Here is a 16,568-nt window from a genome sequence, read left to right on the forward strand (position 1 = left end):
CCGTGCGCGTACTGCTGACCGGACACCAGGGCTACCTGGGCACCGTGATGGCCCCGGTGCTCAGGGCCGCCGGGCACGAGGTCGTCGGCCTCGACTCCGGCCTGTTCGCCGACTGTGTGCTCGGGCCGCCGCCGGTGGACCCGCCGGGGGTCGGGGCTTCCCCGGCCGGAGCGGCGCCGAGCACCTGGGGCCGGGTGGATCTGCGCGACATCACGGCCGAGCACGTGGCGGGCGTGGACGCCGTGATCCATCTGGCCGCGCTGTCCAACGACCCGCTGGGGTCGCTGGCGCCGGAGCTCACCTTCGACATCAACCACCACGCGTCCGTACGCCTCGCCACCCTGGCCCGCGACGCGGGAGTGCGGCGCTTCCTGTACGCCTCGACCTGCTCGGTGTACGGCGCCGCGGGCGGTGACGAGCTGGTGGCGGAGGACGCCCCGCTGCGCCCGGTGACGCCATACGCCGAGTCCAAGGTGAGGGTGGAGGACGATCTGCACGCGCTGGCCGACGGCGATTTCAGCCCCGTCTGCATGCGCAACGCAACCGCCTTCGGCTACTCACCCCGGCTGCGCGCGGACATCGTGCTGAACAACCTGGTGGGCCACGCCCTCCTGTCCGGCGAGGTCCTCGTGCTCTCCGACGGCACGCCCTGGCGCCCCCTGGTGCACGCCGCCGACATCGCACGGGCCTTCACGGCCGCGCTGACCGCGCCACGGGAGGCGGTGCACGACCGGGCCTTCAACATCGGCAGCGAGATCAACAACGTCACGGTCGCCGAGATCGCCGAGCAGGTCGCCGAGGCGGTCGCCGGCTCGCGGGTGGTGATCACCGGCGAGAACGGCGCGGACCCGCGCTCCTACCGCGTGGACTTCTCCCGCTTCCGCGCCGCCGTCCCCGGCTTCGACTGCGAGTGGACGGTGAAGCAGGGCGCCCTCGAACTCGCCGACGCCTACCGCGAGTTCGGACTGACGCGGGAGGACTTCGAGCGGCGCTTCACCCGCCTCGCCGTCCTGCGCGCGGCCTCCGAGGCCGGCACGGTCGACGAGACACTGCGGTGGCGCCGGTGACCGCGCTCGGCGAGGAGATGCACACGCTGGTGGAGCGGCTCTATCCGCTGTGCCGCAGCATCACCGGGGACGGGGTGCGCGCCACCCTCGCGATCATCGACGAGTACATCCCGCTCCAGGTGCACGAAGTGCCCACCGGTACACGGGTGTTGGACTGGACGGTTCCGCAGGAGTGGAACATCCGGGACGCGTACATCGCCGACGCGGCGGGCCGCCGGGTCGTCGACTTCGCCGCGTCCAATCTGCATGTGCTCGGCTACAGCGTGCCGGTGTCGGCCACCATGTCACTGGCCGAGCTCCGCCCCCATCTGCACACCCTGCCGGACCAGCCCGCCCTGGTGCCGTACCGCACGAGTTACTACAAGCCGCAGTGGGGGTTCTGCCTGGCCCAGGACGCCCTGGACGCGCTGCCGGACGGCGAGTACGAGGTGTGTGTCGACTCCACGCTCGCCGATGGCCATCTCACCTACGCCGAGCACGTGGTGCCCGGCCGGGTCGCCGACGAGGTGATCGTCTCCTGCCATGTGTGCCACCCCTCGCTCGCCAACGACAATCTGGCCGGCATCGCGGTGGCGGTGTTCCTGGCGCGGGCGCTGGCGGAGCAAACGCCTCACTACACTTACCGGTTCCTGTTCGCGCCGGGCACCATCGGAGCGATCACCTGGCTGGCCCGCAACGCGGAGCGGGTGGAGCGCGTCAAGCACGGCCTGGTGCTCGCCTGCGCCGGCGACCGGGGGAACCTGACGTACAAGCAGAGCAGAAACGGCGACGCGGAGATCGACCGGGTGATGCGGCACGTCCTGCTCGCGTCCCAACGCCCGCACACGGTCAACGAGTTCACTCCCTACGGCTATGACGAGCGGCAGTTCTGCTCCCCCGGCTTCGATCTCGGTGTGGGCTCGCTCAGCCGGACGCCGTACGCGGGTTATCCCGAGTACCACACCTCGGCGGACGACCCCGGCTTCGTCCGCCCCGAGGCCATGGCGGACACCCTCGCCGTGTGCCGCGAGGCGTTCGCCGTCCTCGACCGCAACCGCCGATACGTCAACCTCAGCCCTTATGGCGAACCGCAGTTGGGCCGGCGGGGCCTTTACGACTCGCTCGGCGGCCGCAGCGATGCGAAAGAGGCCGAGATGGCCATGTTGTGGGTGCTCAACTACTCCGACGGCGAGCACAGTCTGCTGGACATCGCCGAGCGGTCGCGGCTGCCGTTCGACGCGGTCGCCGCCGCGGCCGGCGCCCTGCATGATGCCGGGCTGATCAAGGCATGACGCCCATGGCCGAAACGGAGGAGACGACAGCGCCCGGGGGTGCCCGGCGAGCCGTCGTCGGCCGCCTGTCGTGGGGGCTCGCCGACCAGGCCGCCTCCAGCGTCTCCAACTTCGCCGTGGGCATCTACGTGGCCCGCTCGCTCGGCCTGACCGCGTTCGGCGTGTTCAGCCTGGCCTGGGTGACCTACGGCGTGGTGCTCAGCGTCTCCCGGGGCCTCGCCACCGACCCGCTCGTGGTGCGCTTCAGCGGCGTACCGGAGGCGTCCTGGCGTACGGCGGTGGCCCGTTCGGCCGGCACCTCCCTCGCCGTCGGCGCCGCGATCGGCGCGGCGTGTCTGGCGGCCGGACTGGCTCTGGGCGGTGGCGTGGGGCCCGCGTTCGCCTGCCTCGGCGTCATGCTGCCGGGCTTGTTGGTGCAGGACGCGTGGCGTTACGCGTTCTTCGCGGCCGGCGCGGGGCGCAAGGCGTTCGTCAACGACCTCGTCTGGGGCCTCGCGCTCGTTCCGGCCCTGGTGATGGCGGCCCGCGTGGACACCGTCGCCGCGTTCGTGCTCGCCTGGGGCGGATCCGCCACGGTGGCCGCGGCCTACGGCTCCTTCCAGTCCGGTATCCGGCCCCGGGTGGGCGAGGCGCGCCTGTGGCTTCGCGAGCAGCGCGACCTCGGCTACCGGTATCTGGCCGAGAACGTCGGTGTCAGCGGTGCGAGCCAACTGCGGGCGTACGGTCTCGGCGCGATCGTCGGGGTCGGCGCGGTCGGTGTGGTCCGGGGCGCCGAGCTCCTCCTGGGCCCGTTCATGGCGCTGCTCATGGGCCTTTCCCTGGTCACCGTCGCGGAGGCGGCACGGGTCCTGCGACGGTCCCCGGACCGGCTTCGCGGCTTCTGCCTCCTGCTGGGCGGCGGGCAGGCCGTCGCCGCTCTGCTCTGGGGGGCCGCGCTGCTGCTCATGCCGGACAGGATCGGCGAACTCGCGCTCGGCGACGTCTGGAGTTCCGCGTCGGCGCTGATCGTGCCGATCACCCTCGGTGTCGCGGGCGCCGGGCTCGGCACCGGCGCGGCGGCCGGCCTGCGCGCGCTCGCCGCGGCCCGCCGCAGCCTGCGCTGTCAGCTCTTCGCCTCCACCTGTTACGTCGTCGGCGGGCTCGGCGGGGCGGCCGCGGCCGACACGGCCGGCTCGGCCTGGGGCGTCGCCGCCGCAACGGCCTGCGGCTCCGTCATGTGGTGGCTCCACCTGCGCTCCGCCCTGCGCGAGCACCACCACTCCATCCGTGAAGTGAGGACGCCTTGACCACCTCTCCCCGGTTGAGCATCGGCCTGCCCGTCTACAACGGCGAGCAGTACCTCGCCGAGTCGCTCGACGCCCTGCTCGGCCAGACCTACGAAGACTTCGAGCTGGTCATCTCCGACAACGCCTCGACCGACGGCACGCAGGCCATCTGCCGCGCCTACGCGGCACGGGACGCGCGCATCCGCTACCTCCGGCTGCCCCGGAACATCGGCGCCGCACCCAACCACAACCATGTGTTCACCCAGTGCCGCGGCGAACTCTTCAAGTGGGCATCGCACGACGACCTGTACGCCCGCGATCTGCTGCGGCGCTGTGTGGCGGCGCTCGACGAGCGCCCGGAGGTGATTCTCGCCCACTCCGAGCAGGCGGTGATCGACGGCGACGGCAAGGTCAAGGTCCCCTACCGGTACGGGCTCGCCACGCACTCGCCGCACGCCCCGGAGCGCTTCCGCAGCCTGCTGTTCGAGCCGGGCGGCGACGACTTCTACGGGGTGATGCGCGCCGATGTGCTGCGCCGGGTCAAGCCGCACGACAGCTACCACCACGCGGACCGCACGTTCGTCGCCGAGATCACCCTGCACGGCCCCTTCCACCAGGTGCCCGAGCTGCTGTACTTCCGCCGCGACCACCCCGACCGCGCCGAGCGCGCCAACCCTTCGAAGCGTTCCCGCTGCGTCAATCTGGACCCGCGCCGGGCGGGCCCGCTGCATCCGACACCCCGGCTGCTCGCCGAGTACGTCGGGGGGTTCGCCTCGGCGATCAGGCGGGCGCCGCTGTCCTCGGCGGACCGGCGCGCCTGCTACGGACAACTGGCCGCGTGGATGACCAGCCGGCTCCGGCCCGGCGCGGGTGAGCGGGTCGAGGACCGCGTCCCGGTCGACCCGGCCGGGCTCGGCGTCGACGTCGACGCCCTCGTCGCGGGCAGGGAGGGACGGCAGGCATGACGTCACCGGATCAACTCCCGCTGCGTGTGGGCGTGTTCGGGCTGCTCGGCTCCGGCAACCTCGGCAACGACGGATCCCTCGAGGCCGTGCTCGGCCATCTGCGCGCCGAGCACCCGGAGGCGGTCGTGGACGCGCTGTGCGGCGGGCCCGAGACCGTCGCCAGCCGCTACGGGATTCCCGCGACGCGGCTGCACTGGTACCGCGCGGAGTACCGGACCGCTTCCCGTCTGGGTGCGATCGCGGCCAAGGGGCTCGGCAAACTCGTCGACGCCGCGCGCACCGCGGCCTGGGTGCGGCGGCACGACGTGGTGATCGTGCCGGGCATGGGCGTCCTGGAGGCGACGCTGCCGCTGCGTCCCTGGGGTTTCCCGTACGCGCTGTTCCTGCTCTGCGCGAGTGGCCGGCTGCTCGGCAACCGCGTCGCGCTGGTGGGCGTCGGCGCCGCCCCGATCGCCAGCCGGCCGACCCGGGCCCTGGTGCGCTGGTCGGCGCGGCTCGCCACATACCGCTCGTACCGCGACGCCCTGTCCCGTGACGCGATGCGGGCCATGGGCGTGGACACCGCGCGCGACGAGGTGTATCCAGATCTCGCGTTCGCCCTGCCGACGCCACGCGCGAGCGCACCCGCGGGGCCGCCGGGCGCGGTCTGCGTCGGTGTCATGGACTACCACGGCAGCGACGACGACCGCGCCCGCGCCGAGGCGATCCATCGGCGCTATCTCGACGGGACGACCCGGTTCGTCCGCGCGCTGGTCGAGGACGGCAGGCCGGTCCGGCTGATCGTCGGCGACGAGGTGGATCGTCCGGTGGTCGCCGCGATCCTCGCCGCGGTGCCCTCCCCGCTGGTCACCGCCGCCGAAGCATCCTCCCTCTCCGACCTGATGGCGGAGACGGCGGCCGCCGACAGTGTGGTGGCGACGCGCTACCACAACCTGGTCTGCGCCTTGAAGGTCGGTACGCCGACGCTGGCGCTCAGCTACGCGGCGAAGAGCGACGCGCTCATGGACCGGATGGGCCTGGCCGCCTACTGCCACCCGGCCCGCGAGGTCGACGCGGACCGGCTCCTCGATCAGTTCCGGTCCCTGGAGCGGAGATCGGCGGAGCTGCGCCAGGTACTCGCCGAACGCAACCTCGTCGCCCAACGCCAACTCGACCGCCAGTTCGCCGAGTTGACCGAGGTCCTTTTCCCTACGACGGAACGCACGCACATCCACGCCCTGCCGGAGGTTTCATGAAGGCGATCGAGGTCCCCGAGATCGACGGCGCGTATCTCTTCGAACCGACGCCGTATGCCGACGAACGCGGCTTCTTCTGCCGCACTTTCGACGCCGACGTCATCCGTGCGGTGGGCCTCGACCCGGCCGCCTTCATCCAGGACAGCGTGTCCCGTTCGGTACGGGGCGTACTGCGTGGCCTGCATCTGCGCTCGGGCGCCGGTGAGGCCAAGCTGGTGCGGTGCTCGCACGGCGCGATCTTCGACGTCGTCGTGGACCTGCGCCCCGACTCCCCCACCTATCGCGGTGTGGCGTCCTTCGAGCTGTCCGGCGAGACACAGGTGACCCTGTACATCCCGGCCGGGTGCGCACACGGCTTCCAGGCGCTGACCGAGACCGCCGACACCTCGTACCGGATCGACCGCCCGCATGATCCGGCCGAGGACGTGACGATCGCGTTCGACGACCCGGAGCTCTCCATTCCCTGGCCACTGCCGGTCACATCGATGTCCCAGCGGGACCGGCAGGCGCCGACGCTCGACGAGGCCCTCAACCAAGCCCTCAAGCAAAGGGAGAGGTGAAGCCGGCGTGGACACCGAGCTGCCCCAACCCACCGATCTGCCCCAACTCACCGAAGACAGCGGGGAGTTCCGCCTCCCGCGATCACGACTGGCGAACGAGCGGCTGCACGCCCTGATCCCCGGCGGCGCACACACCTACGCCAAGGGCGACGACCAGTACCCCGAGCATCTCGCCCCGGTCATCAGCCACGGCCGCGGTGCCCATGTGTGGGACATCGACGGCAACCGCTATGTCGAGTACGGCTCCGGTCTGCGCTCGGTCAGTCTCGGCCACGCCCACCCCCGCGTGATCGAGGCGGTGCGGCGGGAACTCGACCGCGGCAGCAACTTCGTCCGGCCGTCCATCGTGGAACTGGAGGCCGCCGAACGCTTCCTCGCCACCGTGCCGACGGCGGACATGGTGAAGTTCGCGAAGAACGGTTCCGATGTCACCACCGCGGCCGTCCGTCTCGCGCGCGCCGTCACCGGGCGGCCGCGGGTGGCCATCTGCGGCGACCATCCGTTCTTCTCCGTCGACGACTGGTTCATCGCCACCACGCCGATGTCCGCGGGCATTCCGGCGACGGCCGCCGAACTCACCGTCGCGTTCCCCTACGGGGACCTGGCCGCCACCGAGGAGTTGCTCACCCGGTACCAGGACGAGGTCGCCTGCCTCATCCTCGAACCCGCCACCCACACCGAGCCACCGCCCGGATACCTCGAAGGCCTGCGCGCGGTGGCCGACCGGCACGGCTGTGTCCTGATCTTCGACGAGATGATCACCGGCCTCCGCTGGTCCGCGGCGGGCGCCCAGGGCCTGTACGGCGTCGTGCCCGACCTCTCCACGTTCGGCAAGGCGCTGGGCAACGGATTCGCCGTGGCCGCGCTGGCGGGGCGGCGCGAACTGATGGAGCGGGGCGGCCTGCGCGACACCCGCGACCGCGTGTTCCTGTTGTCCACCACCCATGGTGCGGAGACACACTCACTGGCCGCCGCCATGGCCGTGCAAGCCACCTACGTCCAGGAAGGCATCACCGCTCAACTGCACGCACTGGGCGAGCACTTGGCGGACGGCGTCCGCGACGCCGCGGACGCCATGGGCGTCGGCGACCACATCGTCGTACGGGGCCGGGCCAGCAACCTGGTGTTCGCCACCCTCGACCAGCACGGACAGCCCTCGCAGCCCTACCGGACCCTGTTCCTGCGGCAGCTCCTCGCCGGCGGTGTGCTGGCCCCGTCGTTCGTGGTCAGCAGCGCACTGAGTGAGGCCGACATCGACCACACCGTCGACGTGGTGGCCCAGGCATGCGCCGCGTACCGCAAGGCACTCGACGCCGACGACCCCGCCCCTTGGCTGAGGGGACGACCGGTGAAGCCCGTATTCCGCCGCCTGGCGTGACGCGACCGGGCCTTGATGGTGCGTCAGGGGCCTTTGATTACGGGCCACTTGACCATCCGGTCGACCACCAACCCCACCACCGGCACCACCACCAGCGCGGTGCACCAGCCACCCAGGACGTCGGTCGGGTAGTGCGCTCCCAGCGCTACCTGAGCCCAGCCCATGGCGGCGCCGGCCACCAGCGCCACGCCGCCCACGAGCAGCGTTCCGGCCGCCCTGCCGAGCCCGAGCCGGCCGGCCGCGAGCAGCGCCGCCATGAGGGCGAGCGCGGTGAGGAAGGCGGTGTGTCCGCTCGGGTAGGACAGATTGCCGCCGTGGATGGTGCGCCCCACAAGGTGCTTGCCCAGCGTGGCCGCCCCCACGGTCGCTCCGACACCGACCACGATGAACACCGCCGCACGCGACGACCTGACCAACAGACAACCGGCCAGGGCGGCCGCCACCAGCACAGCGGATCCGGTGGGCTCCCCCAAGGAGTCCAGGGCCAGGGCGACTTGGCGCCACGACGGCGACACGTCGTCCGCCAGGGGCCGCGCCCACAGATCAAGCCCGCCCGGGCTGTCATGGCCGGAGTAGAGGACGCCGAGCAGGACCACCACCACCGCGGCGAGCACCGCGACGATTGCGAGCCATGCACGCAATGGCGCGGGCACTATCGCGGACGCCCCGACGGGCCGCGACCGGCCGGTCATGCGCCCACCGCGTTCGGCCGCCATGCCGTGGTTCGCCGCACCGCCCCGGTCATCACGACGAGCATCCCCTCACCCTCCCCACCCGGACGGGTATCGACCACCCGGCCGCGCCCGGACACGAGGGAGCCTATTGCGGGGCGAGCAGGGCGCGAAAGGATGTCGGCGCGTCGTCACCGACGCAGACGCGGCGCACTGGACCAGGCTCGACGCCGTCGGCAGGCCGCAACCCCGCACCGTCCGCCAACTAACGTGACAAGCAGAGCAGTTACTCCATCGCCGCGAGGCCAGCCACTCCGTAGAGTCGTGGTCGACGACGGGGGTCCGGCGCGCGGTGGTGAGGAGGCACGGTGATCACATGGCGGAGGGTGACCGAAGAGGACTTCGGGCTGCTGCGGAGCTGGCTCAGGGAACCGCACGTGGCCCGTTGGTGGTGTCACGAGACCTCCGCGGAAGCGGTCGCTCGTGACTTCGGGCCGGCGGCGCGTGGTGAGGAGCCGTCAGAGGATCTGCTGGTCCTGCTGGACGGTGTGCCGGTCGGCCTGGTGCAGCGGTGCCGGTTCGCGGACTACCCCGAATATCTCGCGGAGCTGGCAGGGCAGGTGGACGTTCCCGAAGGGGCGGTCAGCATCGACTACCTTCTCGGCGACCCGGCACGCGTGGGGCAGGGACTCGGCCCCCGCGTCATCCGGGCGATCGTGCGGGCCACTTGGACCGACCACCCGGACGCGTCGGCCGTCGTCGTTCCCGTCCACGCGGACAACCGCGCGTCGTGGCGTGCCCTCGAAAAGGTCGGACTGCTCAGGGTCGGCAGTGCCGAACTGGCCCCTGACAACCCGGCCGACAGCCGCGCCCACTACGTGTACCGCATCACCAGGCCCACGAGTGAGGCCCAGCACGACAGCCCTGGCTGACCCGGCTCACGCCTACGGCACCGGGCACCGCGTCAACCGGATACGCAACCGCCGCACGCGGCGGGCAACGAAGCCGAAGGTGTAGGTGACCCGCTCCTCGACCAGTACGGGCCTGGCGGACCACAGGGCCGACAGCATGAGCTGCGCTTCCATACGGGCCAGGGGCGCGCCGAGGCAGAAGTGGGCGCCCAGGCCGAACGCGAGGTTGCGGCCCCCGCGTCGGAGGTCCAGGCGGTGGGGGTCCGGGTAGACCAGGGGGTCGCGGTTGGCGGCGTTGAGCATCAACGTGAGAATCGTGCCCCGGGGGACCGGCGTCCCGCCCACCCGGGCATCGGTCAGGGCGGTGCGCACGGCGATGTGGACGGGCGGTTCGAACCGCAGCAGCTCCTCGACAGCCGTCGCCATGGCATCGGCGTCGGCATGGGTGGCGTCGAGGACGCTGCTCTCCTCGGGATGGGTGAGCAGGGTGTGCAGGCCGTTCGCGATGAGCCCGACCGTTGTCTCGTAGCCCGCCGCGATGAGCTGTCCGCAGGTCGCGACGGCCTCGCTCAGCTTGACGGGGTCGTCCTTGCGCGCGATGCCCCGGGCGAGTTGGCCGATGACGCTGGTGGCGCGGTCGTCGGGCGCACGCCGCAGGAGTTGGGTGAAGGTGCGGACGAAGTCGGTGCGGGCCCGGGTGATGGCGGCGCGGGCGGCGGGATCGGTGGCCTGCTGCGGGTCCATGCCGCGCACGAGGAGTTCCGCCATGTCCACGAAGTGGTGCTCGTAGCCGGGTGGCAGGCCCAGGACGTCGGAGAGGACCGAGGCGGCGAGCGGCCGGGCGAGGTCGGCGACCACGTCCACTTCCCGTCGCTGCCAGGCCTTGCCGGCGAGTTCGTGTACGTACTGCTCGATCCTGGGTGCGAGCCGGGCGCCGGCCCGCGCGGTGAAGGCTCCGCTGACCCTGCCGCGCTGGATGTCGTGGTCGGGCGGGTCGGTCAGGAGGAAGGACCGGGCGGGCACGCCATAGGCGGTGATGTCACGAGCGGTGGCGGCGCCGTGTCCGAACCGGGGATCGCGCAGCACCTCGGCGCACTCGGCATGACCGAGGAGGACCAGCGCGCCTGACGGGGTGCGGTGAACGGGGCCGGATCTGCTGCGCAGAGGTTCGGTGAACCCGTTGGGATCGGCTCGGTAGGCCTCGCTGGCCGTGTCGCAGTTCACTTGCTGCGCGATGAGGTCGGGCCAGGAGACCGGGTCTGCGATGCGCGTGTTCTGCATGACGTGTGACTGTAGGGGCCGCTCCGCTCCCGGCCGTCGAGCCACGTCGCGCCGTGCGTCGGCATTCGAAGGTATTCGCCTGCCCTTCCTTTGGCCGCATGTGGTGCCCGGGTCGGCCGCGCCGTCGGTGGTTCGCTGGCCCCATGGCTGAATTCATGGCGGTCGAAGGCCGTCCCCGGGACGCGGCGGAACGGGCGGGAGGGCTGACCGCGCGGCGCCGGTGGGCGGCCGCGCTCACCGTGTGCCTGGGGCTCTTTCTGCTCGGGCTGGATCTGACCGTGCTGAATGTGGCCGTCCCCGACCTGCGGGACGACCTGAACGCGAGCATGCGGCAGACCCAGTGGATCGTGGACGCCTATGTACTGGCCCTGGGCGGGTTGGTGCTGACCAGCGGAGGGCTCACCGACCGCATGGGGCGACGGCGCGCGTTCGTCGCGGGCCTTGTCGTCTGCGCCGTCTCCTCGGCCGCGGGCGGCCTCGTCCACTCCCCCGGGCAGATCATCGCCACCCGCGCCGGCATGGGCGTGGGCGCCGCTCTCCTGATGCCGGCGACGCTGTGCATCATCACCGACCTCTTTCCCGACCCCGCACCACGCCGCGGTGCGATCGCCCTGTGGGCGGCGGTCGGAGGTCTGGGCGGTGCCTGCGGCCCCGTTGTCGGCGGCCGGCTGGTGGAAACGACGTCCTGGCGTGCCGCCTTCTGGGTCAACATTCCCATCGCCACCCTCGCCCTCATCCTGGCGCTGGCACTTGTCCCCGCCGACCCGCCCCGTTCCTCCCCCGCACATCCCCGCTTCGACGTGCCGGGCGCCGTGCTTTCGGCGAGCGGGCTGCTGGTCCTGGTGTGGGCCGTCATCGAGAGCCCCGGCCGCGGCTGGACGGATCCGCTCACGCTCTGCGCCTACGCGGTGGCGGGGCTGCTGCTCGCCGGTTTCCTCGTCGTGGAACACCGCAGCGACGCGCCGGTTCTGCCGTTGGCCCTGGTGCGTCCGGCGCGGGTCAGTACGGCGGCCCTGGCGCTGGCCATGATGTCGTTCGCTCTGTTCGGCGCGCTCTTCGTGGTCACCCTGTATCTCCAGGGGGTGCTGGGTTACACGCCCTGGCAGGCCGGGCTGCGGGTGCTGCCCCTGCCCGCCGGGCTCATGGCGGGCGCGGCGGTGTCGCTGTGGGTCACGTCCCGCCGCGGTGAGAAGAGCAGTGTGCTGCTCGGGCTCATCACCGTGGTGGGCGCGTTCGGGTTCCTGTCGTACACGTCCACCGGGTCCGGCTACGGACGTCTTCTGGTCTTCCTCGTCCTGAGCGGTGCCGGCGCGGGGCTGACCGCGGCGGCCACAACTGCCTGCGTGATGAACGCCGTTCCGCCGTCACATGCCGGGCTTGGCTCGTCGGTCAACGACGCCACCCGTCAGGTCGGTGCCGCGCTCGGCGTCGCCGTACAGGGCTCCCTTCTCTCCAGCACGTACACCAGTCGGCTCGACGACACCTTCGCGCACGCCCGCGCTCCCCTCCCCCCGCGGATCGCGAACGCCTCGGACAACGTGCTGTCGGCCGCGGCGATCGCCCGTCGGCTGCCGCCGGGAGCACGGGAGCGGCTGCGCGCGGCGGCGGCGGACGCGTTCGTGCACGGGATGTCGCATGCCGCGCTTGCCGCGGCCGCCGTGACGCTGGCTGCGTTCCTCTTCACCCTGTTCCGGCTCCCGGGCCGCGCCCCGGCCGAGGCGGCCTCAAGTGGTCCGCCAGTTCAGTGATTTTGGCGAGCGGGCGGGTGTCCCGGGCGTGATGCGGGGGCGTCGCCGATATCACAGGGGGCGTCGCACGGTCCGTACCGGCAGAAAGGCCGCCTTGACCACCTCAGAAGTCACCTTCACCGAAGAGTCGCTCAAGACCATCGTCGTGGAGGAGTTCGAGATCTCCGCCAGCCAACTGACCGAGGACGCCACCCTCGAAGAACTCGGCCTCGATTCGCTGGGGCTTCTGGAACTCCTGGTGGCCATCGAAGCGCAGACGCACAAGGAGATCTCCAGCCTCGACCTGCCGATCTCCCCCAGCACCCCGTACCACGAGGCCGCTCGCGTCGTCACCCGGGCCGTGGCGGAGGCACCCGTCGTCGGCTCCGGCGATCTGGTCACGGGGTGAAGGACACCATGCGGATCGCCGTCACCGGCCTGGGCCTGGTCACGGCGGCCGGCGTGGGCGTCCCCGGCACCTGGGAGCGGCTGTGTTCAGGCGTACCGACCTCCGCACCCGACCCCGACCTGGAAGGCCTGCCGGTCACCTTCGCCTGCCGGGTTCCCGCGGCGCCCCTCAAGGCGGCGGCGCCCGGACTCGCCTGGCGTACCGACCCGTTCATCCGATTCGCCGTGGCCGCCGCCCGTGAGGCCGTCGCCGACGCGGGTCTGGACCAGAGCGCCTGGGACGCACCCCGGGTGGCTGTCGTCATCGGCGTGGGCGGCACCTCGAACGACTTGACGCCGAAGACGAGCGCCGCCCTGGCCGCACGCCGCTTCCAGGCGATTCCCCCCACCCTCGTCCCGCGCAGCGCGCCCAATATGGCCGCCGGGTACGTCGCCATGACGCTGGGCGCCGAGGGGCCCAACCTGTGCACGAGCACGGCCTGCGCCTCGGGGGCGACCGCCATCGGCACGGCCGCCCTGCTGCTGCGGGCGGGCATGTGCGACATCGCCGTCGCCGGCGGCAGCGAAAGCATCAGCCCCGTCACCGCAAGCGCCTTCTGGCGCATGGGCGCACTCTCCACCCGCGGCCACGATCCGGCCGGCGCGTCCCGCCCCTTCGACTCCGACCGGGACGGATTCGTCCTCGGCGAGGGAGCGGGCGTCCTCGTCCTCGAACGGGCCGCCGACGCCCGCGCCCGCCGGGCGCGGCCCTACGCCCTGCTCACCGGGTACGGGGCGAGCGCCGACGCCCACCACGCCACCTCGCCGCACCCCGAGGGCGCGGGCGCGCAGCGCGCGATGCACACCGCCCTCGCGGACGCCGGTCTGTCCCCTCAGGACATCGACCACGTCAACGCGCACGCCACATCGACCCTCCTGAACGACCGCATCGAAGCGCACGCGCTGCACGCGGTCTTCGGCACACCGCCGCCGGTCACGGCCGGCAAGAGCGTCCTGGGCCACACCCTCGGCGCCGCCGGTGCCGTCGAGACCGTGGTGGGCGCCCTCACCCTGCGCCACCAGCTCATCCACCCGACCGCCAACCTCGACCGGCTCGACGACGGCATCGACTTGGACGTCGTGACGAAGCAGGCCCGACCCGCCCGCATCGAGGCGATGATCACCACGTCGTACGGCTTCGGGGGGCAGAACGCGGCGCTGGTCCTGCAACGCTGCTGAACCGGTCGACGCGGGTCAAGCCGTCGGGCGGTGCCGGACTGGTTGTGCGCCGGACACCCGCGCCTGAGGGGCCTGCCGCCCCAGCTCGGTGACGAGGCTCGAGGAGACATGGGCCAGGGCGGGATCCGCGGCGAGGAAGACCGTTTCGACTCCGGCCAGTTCGTGATTCATCCGGGCCATCGGCATTTCGTAGTCGAGGTCGGCCACGCCTCGGACTCCTCGGATGACGACGTCGATTCCGGCTCGACGGCAGTAGTCGACCAGCAGCCCGCCCGTGTGGGAGTCGACCGTGACGTTGCTCAGGTCGCATGCTGCCGCGCGGAGCCGGTCCAGCCGTTCAGCGACGGGGAAGCGACCGGTCTTGCTCGCGTTGAACATCACGCACACGACGACCTCGTCGAACAAGTGGGCCGCACGGCGCAGAACATCCTGGTGCCCTTGAGTGACCGGGTCGAAGGATCCTGGGAAGAGGGCTCTCATGATCGCGAAGACTAACAACGGGCCATACTTGGTGGGGAGATGGGCCTTCTTGCCGTGCGGGGGGCCTGGGAGACTTGCCCCCCTGATCGAGCTTCATATGCTCGACCACATGACCGATGACTCCACCGCAACAGCAACCCCGCGATCCCGCGGCCGGACCGTCCTGGCTGTCGTCCTGACCCTGGTCATCACGGGACTCGTCTGGGCACCCGTCTGGTACTTCTTCGGATGGCACTCGTGGGGCATCGCATGGCTCGCTTCGAAGGCCGCGGCCAAGGCGGTTGTCCTCGGGCCGCCCCTGGTCGCGGGGGCGGCCATGTGGCTTCGCCAGATGTACAAGAAGCGACGCTCTGATCAGCCCGAGGACGACCAACGAGCCTGAGTCACCTTCGACCGGGTCCGGCGGCTGTGCCTCCTGTTCGCGGCCTCCTGTTCGCGGCCTCCTGTTCGCGGCCTATGGCTCGCGGCTGGGCCACACGGGCCCTTCCTCGGTCCAGACGACGCCCTTGTTGCGGCAGAGACAGAAAGGGTGGCCGATGGGGTCCGTGTAGACGCGGAAACCGTAGCCTTCGGGGCCGACGCAGTCCCGCTGCAAGCTCGCGCCGAGGGCCAGGACGCGGCGCTGCTCGGCCTCGATGTCGTCGACTTCGAAGTCGAGGTGGAACTGCTTGGGGTGCTCGCTGTCGGGCCACCTGGGAGCGCGGTAGTCCTCCACCTTGATGAAGGCCAGTTCGATCTGACCGAACTGGATACCGGCCCAGTGCGCGTTACTGCTCTCCTTGACCGGGAGCCCCGTCACTTCGGCGTAGAAGGCCGCCAGCTTCATCGTGTCCGGACAGTCGATGATGAAGTCGGTGAGTCGTAGCATCCCGCGATCTTGCCACAGGTGCAGCAGGAACGAACGAGCCGGACCTCGGTCAAGGGCCCGGCTGAAGGCAGCCGGGCCCTTGCCCCATCAGGAATGACGCCGGTCGGATCACCTGCGGAAGGGGCCCGGTCGAATCACCGGCGGTGGAGGCCCCGTCGAATCACGGCGGTGAAGCGAGCCCCAAGTCATCAGCCTTGGGCCACGCCGCCCGCCCTCAGCCGACGATGGCGACCGGGCCGTCCCAGGCGTCGCGGTCGACGGTGATGGTGTAACCGCCGCGGGATTCCTTGCTGTTGACCATGTACTGATGGGCGCGGCTGTGATCCGTGTACAGCTTGCTCGACCAGGGCCAGTCGCTGGTGGTCGTGTTGAGGTTGTCCCACTTCGCGTACCAGAGGTTGCCCGGCAGATCGGTGCGGTCGGTGGCGGTGGCGACGGCGTTGGCGCTGGAGGAGCTGAACCCGTAGTAGCCGGCCCGGTACGTCTTGGCCCGCAGGGTCTTGGTGAACGCGCGGACGTAGGCCAGAACCGCGTTGTTGCACGACACGTTCTTGGTGTCGTACGACTCCATGTCCAGGTAGATCGCGCTGCCCTGCTTCATGCCGAGCGCGGATGCCTTGGCCACCGCGTCCGCGCCGTCGGAGGCGCCGAGGGAGGAGGCGTTGGACGCCGTCATCTTCTCCGGGCTCGATCCGGTCTGGCAGAACGGCTGGGCACCCACATACAGCGGGATGAGCTTCCATCCCTGCGCGGTGACGGTCTTCACCCAGGGTGCGGTGAGGTTCGGCTGGGCGCAGCCCCGGTTCTTGCCGCCGACGTAGACGGCCGCCGCGCCGTACGAGCCGCCCTTCCAGGCGTTCATCGCGCTCGCGGAGGGAGCGGCGCACGTGTCGAAGGCGAGTCCGGTGAAGGTCTTCTGCGCGGGCCATGCCGTGGTCGCCGACGCGCTCTGCGCGATGATGCCGCCCGTCGCGGCTACCGCGACACCGGCTGCGCCCCAGGCGATGTACCGGTTTCTCTTGGAGAGTCGGTGCGCTGGCTTGCGCGGCTTGTCGGACATGTGGTCCCCACCCCTTGCTTGCTGCTTCTGCTGTCGATGTGTGGCTACGGCTACTACCGCTGGTGCGGCGCGACATGTGCGTCGACACCACGTCCTCGGTCGGCACCCCGTCCCGCACCGGCCCCGATGGGGCACCACAGGTTAGCCAGCGCGTTCGGTTTCTTGCGGCTTCCGTGATCCTCCCCCGCACAAGTCTTGGTCAA

At 71.2% G+C, this 16,568-nt stretch carries 17 protein-coding genes; 12 read left to right on the top strand and 5 right to left on the bottom strand.

Annotated elements, in window-relative coordinates; translation table 11 throughout:
* The first annotated feature begins 2 nt into the window (after positions 1 to 2).
* Genes N4G70_RS13430 through N4G70_RS13460 form a run of 7 tightly spaced genes read left to right on the top strand, consistent with a single transcriptional unit; the run spans position 3 to position 7,741 of the window.
* Positions 3 to 1,067: an NAD(P)-dependent oxidoreductase gene (locus N4G70_RS13430; RefSeq protein WP_261712823.1), complete on the top strand. Its 1,065-nt coding sequence runs from the start codon at positions 3 to 5 to the stop codon at positions 1,065 to 1,067.
* Positions 1,055 to 2,338 (top strand): DUF4910 domain-containing protein, encoded by a 1,284-nt coding sequence (locus tag N4G70_RS13435; protein ID WP_261712824.1) that lies wholly within the window; start codon positions 1,055 to 1,057, stop codon positions 2,336 to 2,338. Before N4G70_RS13430 ends, N4G70_RS13435 begins: the two co-directional genes overlap by 13 nt.
* Entirely contained in the window at positions 2,335 to 3,624 is a 1,290-nt protein-coding gene (locus tag N4G70_RS13440) for a hypothetical protein (RefSeq protein ID WP_261712825.1), read from the top strand. The genes N4G70_RS13435 and N4G70_RS13440 overlap by 4 nt, the downstream gene beginning before the upstream one ends.
* Positions 3,621 to 4,568, top strand: coding sequence for a glycosyltransferase family 2 protein (locus N4G70_RS13445; RefSeq protein ID WP_261712826.1), 948 nt, complete (start codon positions 3,621 to 3,623; stop codon positions 4,566 to 4,568). Before N4G70_RS13440 ends, N4G70_RS13445 begins: the two co-directional genes overlap by 4 nt.
* Positions 4,565 to 5,803 carry a polysaccharide pyruvyl transferase family protein gene (locus tag N4G70_RS13450; RefSeq protein WP_261712827.1) on the top strand — a complete coding sequence of 413 codons (1,239 nt, stop codon included), beginning with the start codon at positions 4,565 to 4,567 and terminating at the stop codon, positions 5,801 to 5,803. The genes N4G70_RS13445 and N4G70_RS13450 overlap by 4 nt, the downstream gene beginning before the upstream one ends.
* The gene (rfbC, locus tag N4G70_RS13455) at positions 5,800 to 6,363 is read left to right on the top strand and encodes a dTDP-4-dehydrorhamnose 3,5-epimerase (protein WP_261712828.1); all 564 of its coding nucleotides are present in this window, start codon (positions 5,800 to 5,802) and stop codon (positions 6,361 to 6,363) included. The genes N4G70_RS13450 and rfbC overlap by 4 nt, the downstream gene beginning before the upstream one ends.
* A gap of 7 nt (positions 6,364 to 6,370) precedes the next feature.
* Positions 6,371 to 7,741: a glutamate-1-semialdehyde 2,1-aminomutase gene (locus N4G70_RS13460; RefSeq protein ID WP_399035294.1), complete on the top strand. Its 1,371-nt coding sequence runs from the start codon at positions 6,371 to 6,373 to the stop codon at positions 7,739 to 7,741.
* Positions 7,742 to 7,764: 23 nt separating this feature from the next.
* Here N4G70_RS13460 and N4G70_RS13465 read toward each other — a convergent pair whose 3' ends face one another.
* Positions 7,765 to 8,433, bottom strand: coding sequence for a phosphatase PAP2 family protein (locus N4G70_RS13465; protein WP_261712829.1), 669 nt, complete (start codon positions 8,431 to 8,433; stop codon positions 7,765 to 7,767).
* Positions 8,434 to 8,780: 347 nt separating this feature from the next.
* Between N4G70_RS13465 and N4G70_RS13470 the strand changes: the two genes are divergently transcribed.
* The gene (locus N4G70_RS13470; RefSeq protein WP_261712830.1) at positions 8,781 to 9,344 is read left to right on the top strand and encodes a GNAT family N-acetyltransferase; all 564 of its coding nucleotides are present in this window, start codon (positions 8,781 to 8,783) and stop codon (positions 9,342 to 9,344) included.
* Positions 9,345 to 9,356: 12 nt separating this feature from the next.
* Here the strand turns inward: N4G70_RS13470 and N4G70_RS13475 are convergent, their stop codons facing one another.
* The gene (locus N4G70_RS13475) at positions 9,357 to 10,604 is read right to left on the bottom strand and encodes a cytochrome P450 (RefSeq protein WP_261712831.1); all 1,248 of its coding nucleotides are present in this window, start codon (positions 10,602 to 10,604) and stop codon (positions 9,357 to 9,359) included.
* Positions 10,605 to 10,747: 143 nt separating this feature from the next.
* On the opposite strand from N4G70_RS13475, the gene N4G70_RS13480 reads away from it, so the two are divergent.
* From N4G70_RS13480 to N4G70_RS13490, 3 genes are all read left to right on the top strand, one after another.
* On the top strand, positions 10,748 to 12,352 hold the full coding sequence (locus tag N4G70_RS13480) for an MFS transporter (RefSeq protein WP_261712832.1): 1,605 nt from the start codon (positions 10,748 to 10,750) through the stop codon (positions 12,350 to 12,352).
* A gap of 94 nt (positions 12,353 to 12,446) precedes the next feature.
* Entirely contained in the window at positions 12,447 to 12,740 is a 294-nt protein-coding gene (locus tag N4G70_RS13485; RefSeq protein WP_261712833.1) for a phosphopantetheine-binding protein, read from the top strand.
* Positions 12,741 to 12,748: 8 nt separating this feature from the next.
* Positions 12,749 to 13,957 carry a beta-ketoacyl-[acyl-carrier-protein] synthase family protein gene (locus N4G70_RS13490; RefSeq protein ID WP_261712931.1) on the top strand — a complete coding sequence of 403 codons (1,209 nt, stop codon included), beginning with the start codon at positions 12,749 to 12,751 and terminating at the stop codon, positions 13,955 to 13,957.
* A gap of 15 nt (positions 13,958 to 13,972) precedes the next feature.
* Here N4G70_RS13490 and coaD read toward each other — a convergent pair whose 3' ends face one another.
* Complete coding sequence (coaD, locus tag N4G70_RS13495; RefSeq protein ID WP_261712834.1) at positions 13,973 to 14,437, bottom strand: pantetheine-phosphate adenylyltransferase; 465 nt, start codon at positions 14,435 to 14,437, stop codon at positions 13,973 to 13,975.
* 109 nt (positions 14,438 to 14,546) lie between these two features.
* Between coaD and N4G70_RS13500 the strand changes: the two genes are divergently transcribed.
* Positions 14,547 to 14,819: a hypothetical protein gene (locus N4G70_RS13500; RefSeq protein WP_261712835.1), complete on the top strand. Its 273-nt coding sequence runs from the start codon at positions 14,547 to 14,549 to the stop codon at positions 14,817 to 14,819.
* 72 nt (positions 14,820 to 14,891) lie between these two features.
* Here N4G70_RS13500 and N4G70_RS13505 read toward each other — a convergent pair whose 3' ends face one another.
* Together N4G70_RS13505 and N4G70_RS13510 are read right to left on the bottom strand one after the other, a co-directional pair.
* Positions 14,892 to 15,305, bottom strand: a complete 414-nt coding sequence (locus N4G70_RS13505) for a VOC family protein (RefSeq protein ID WP_261712836.1) — start codon at positions 15,303 to 15,305, stop codon at positions 14,892 to 14,894.
* 214 nt (positions 15,306 to 15,519) lie between these two features.
* Positions 15,520 to 16,365 (bottom strand): glycoside hydrolase domain-containing protein, encoded by an 846-nt coding sequence (locus N4G70_RS13510; protein ID WP_261712837.1) that lies wholly within the window; start codon positions 16,363 to 16,365, stop codon positions 15,520 to 15,522.
* Positions 16,366 to 16,568 lie beyond the last annotated feature (203 nt).

The sequence above is a fragment of the Streptomyces sp. ASQP_92 genome (genome assembly GCF_025399895.1).
In the GTDB taxonomy this organism is placed as follows: domain Bacteria; phylum Actinomycetota; class Actinomycetes; order Streptomycetales; family Streptomycetaceae; genus Streptomyces.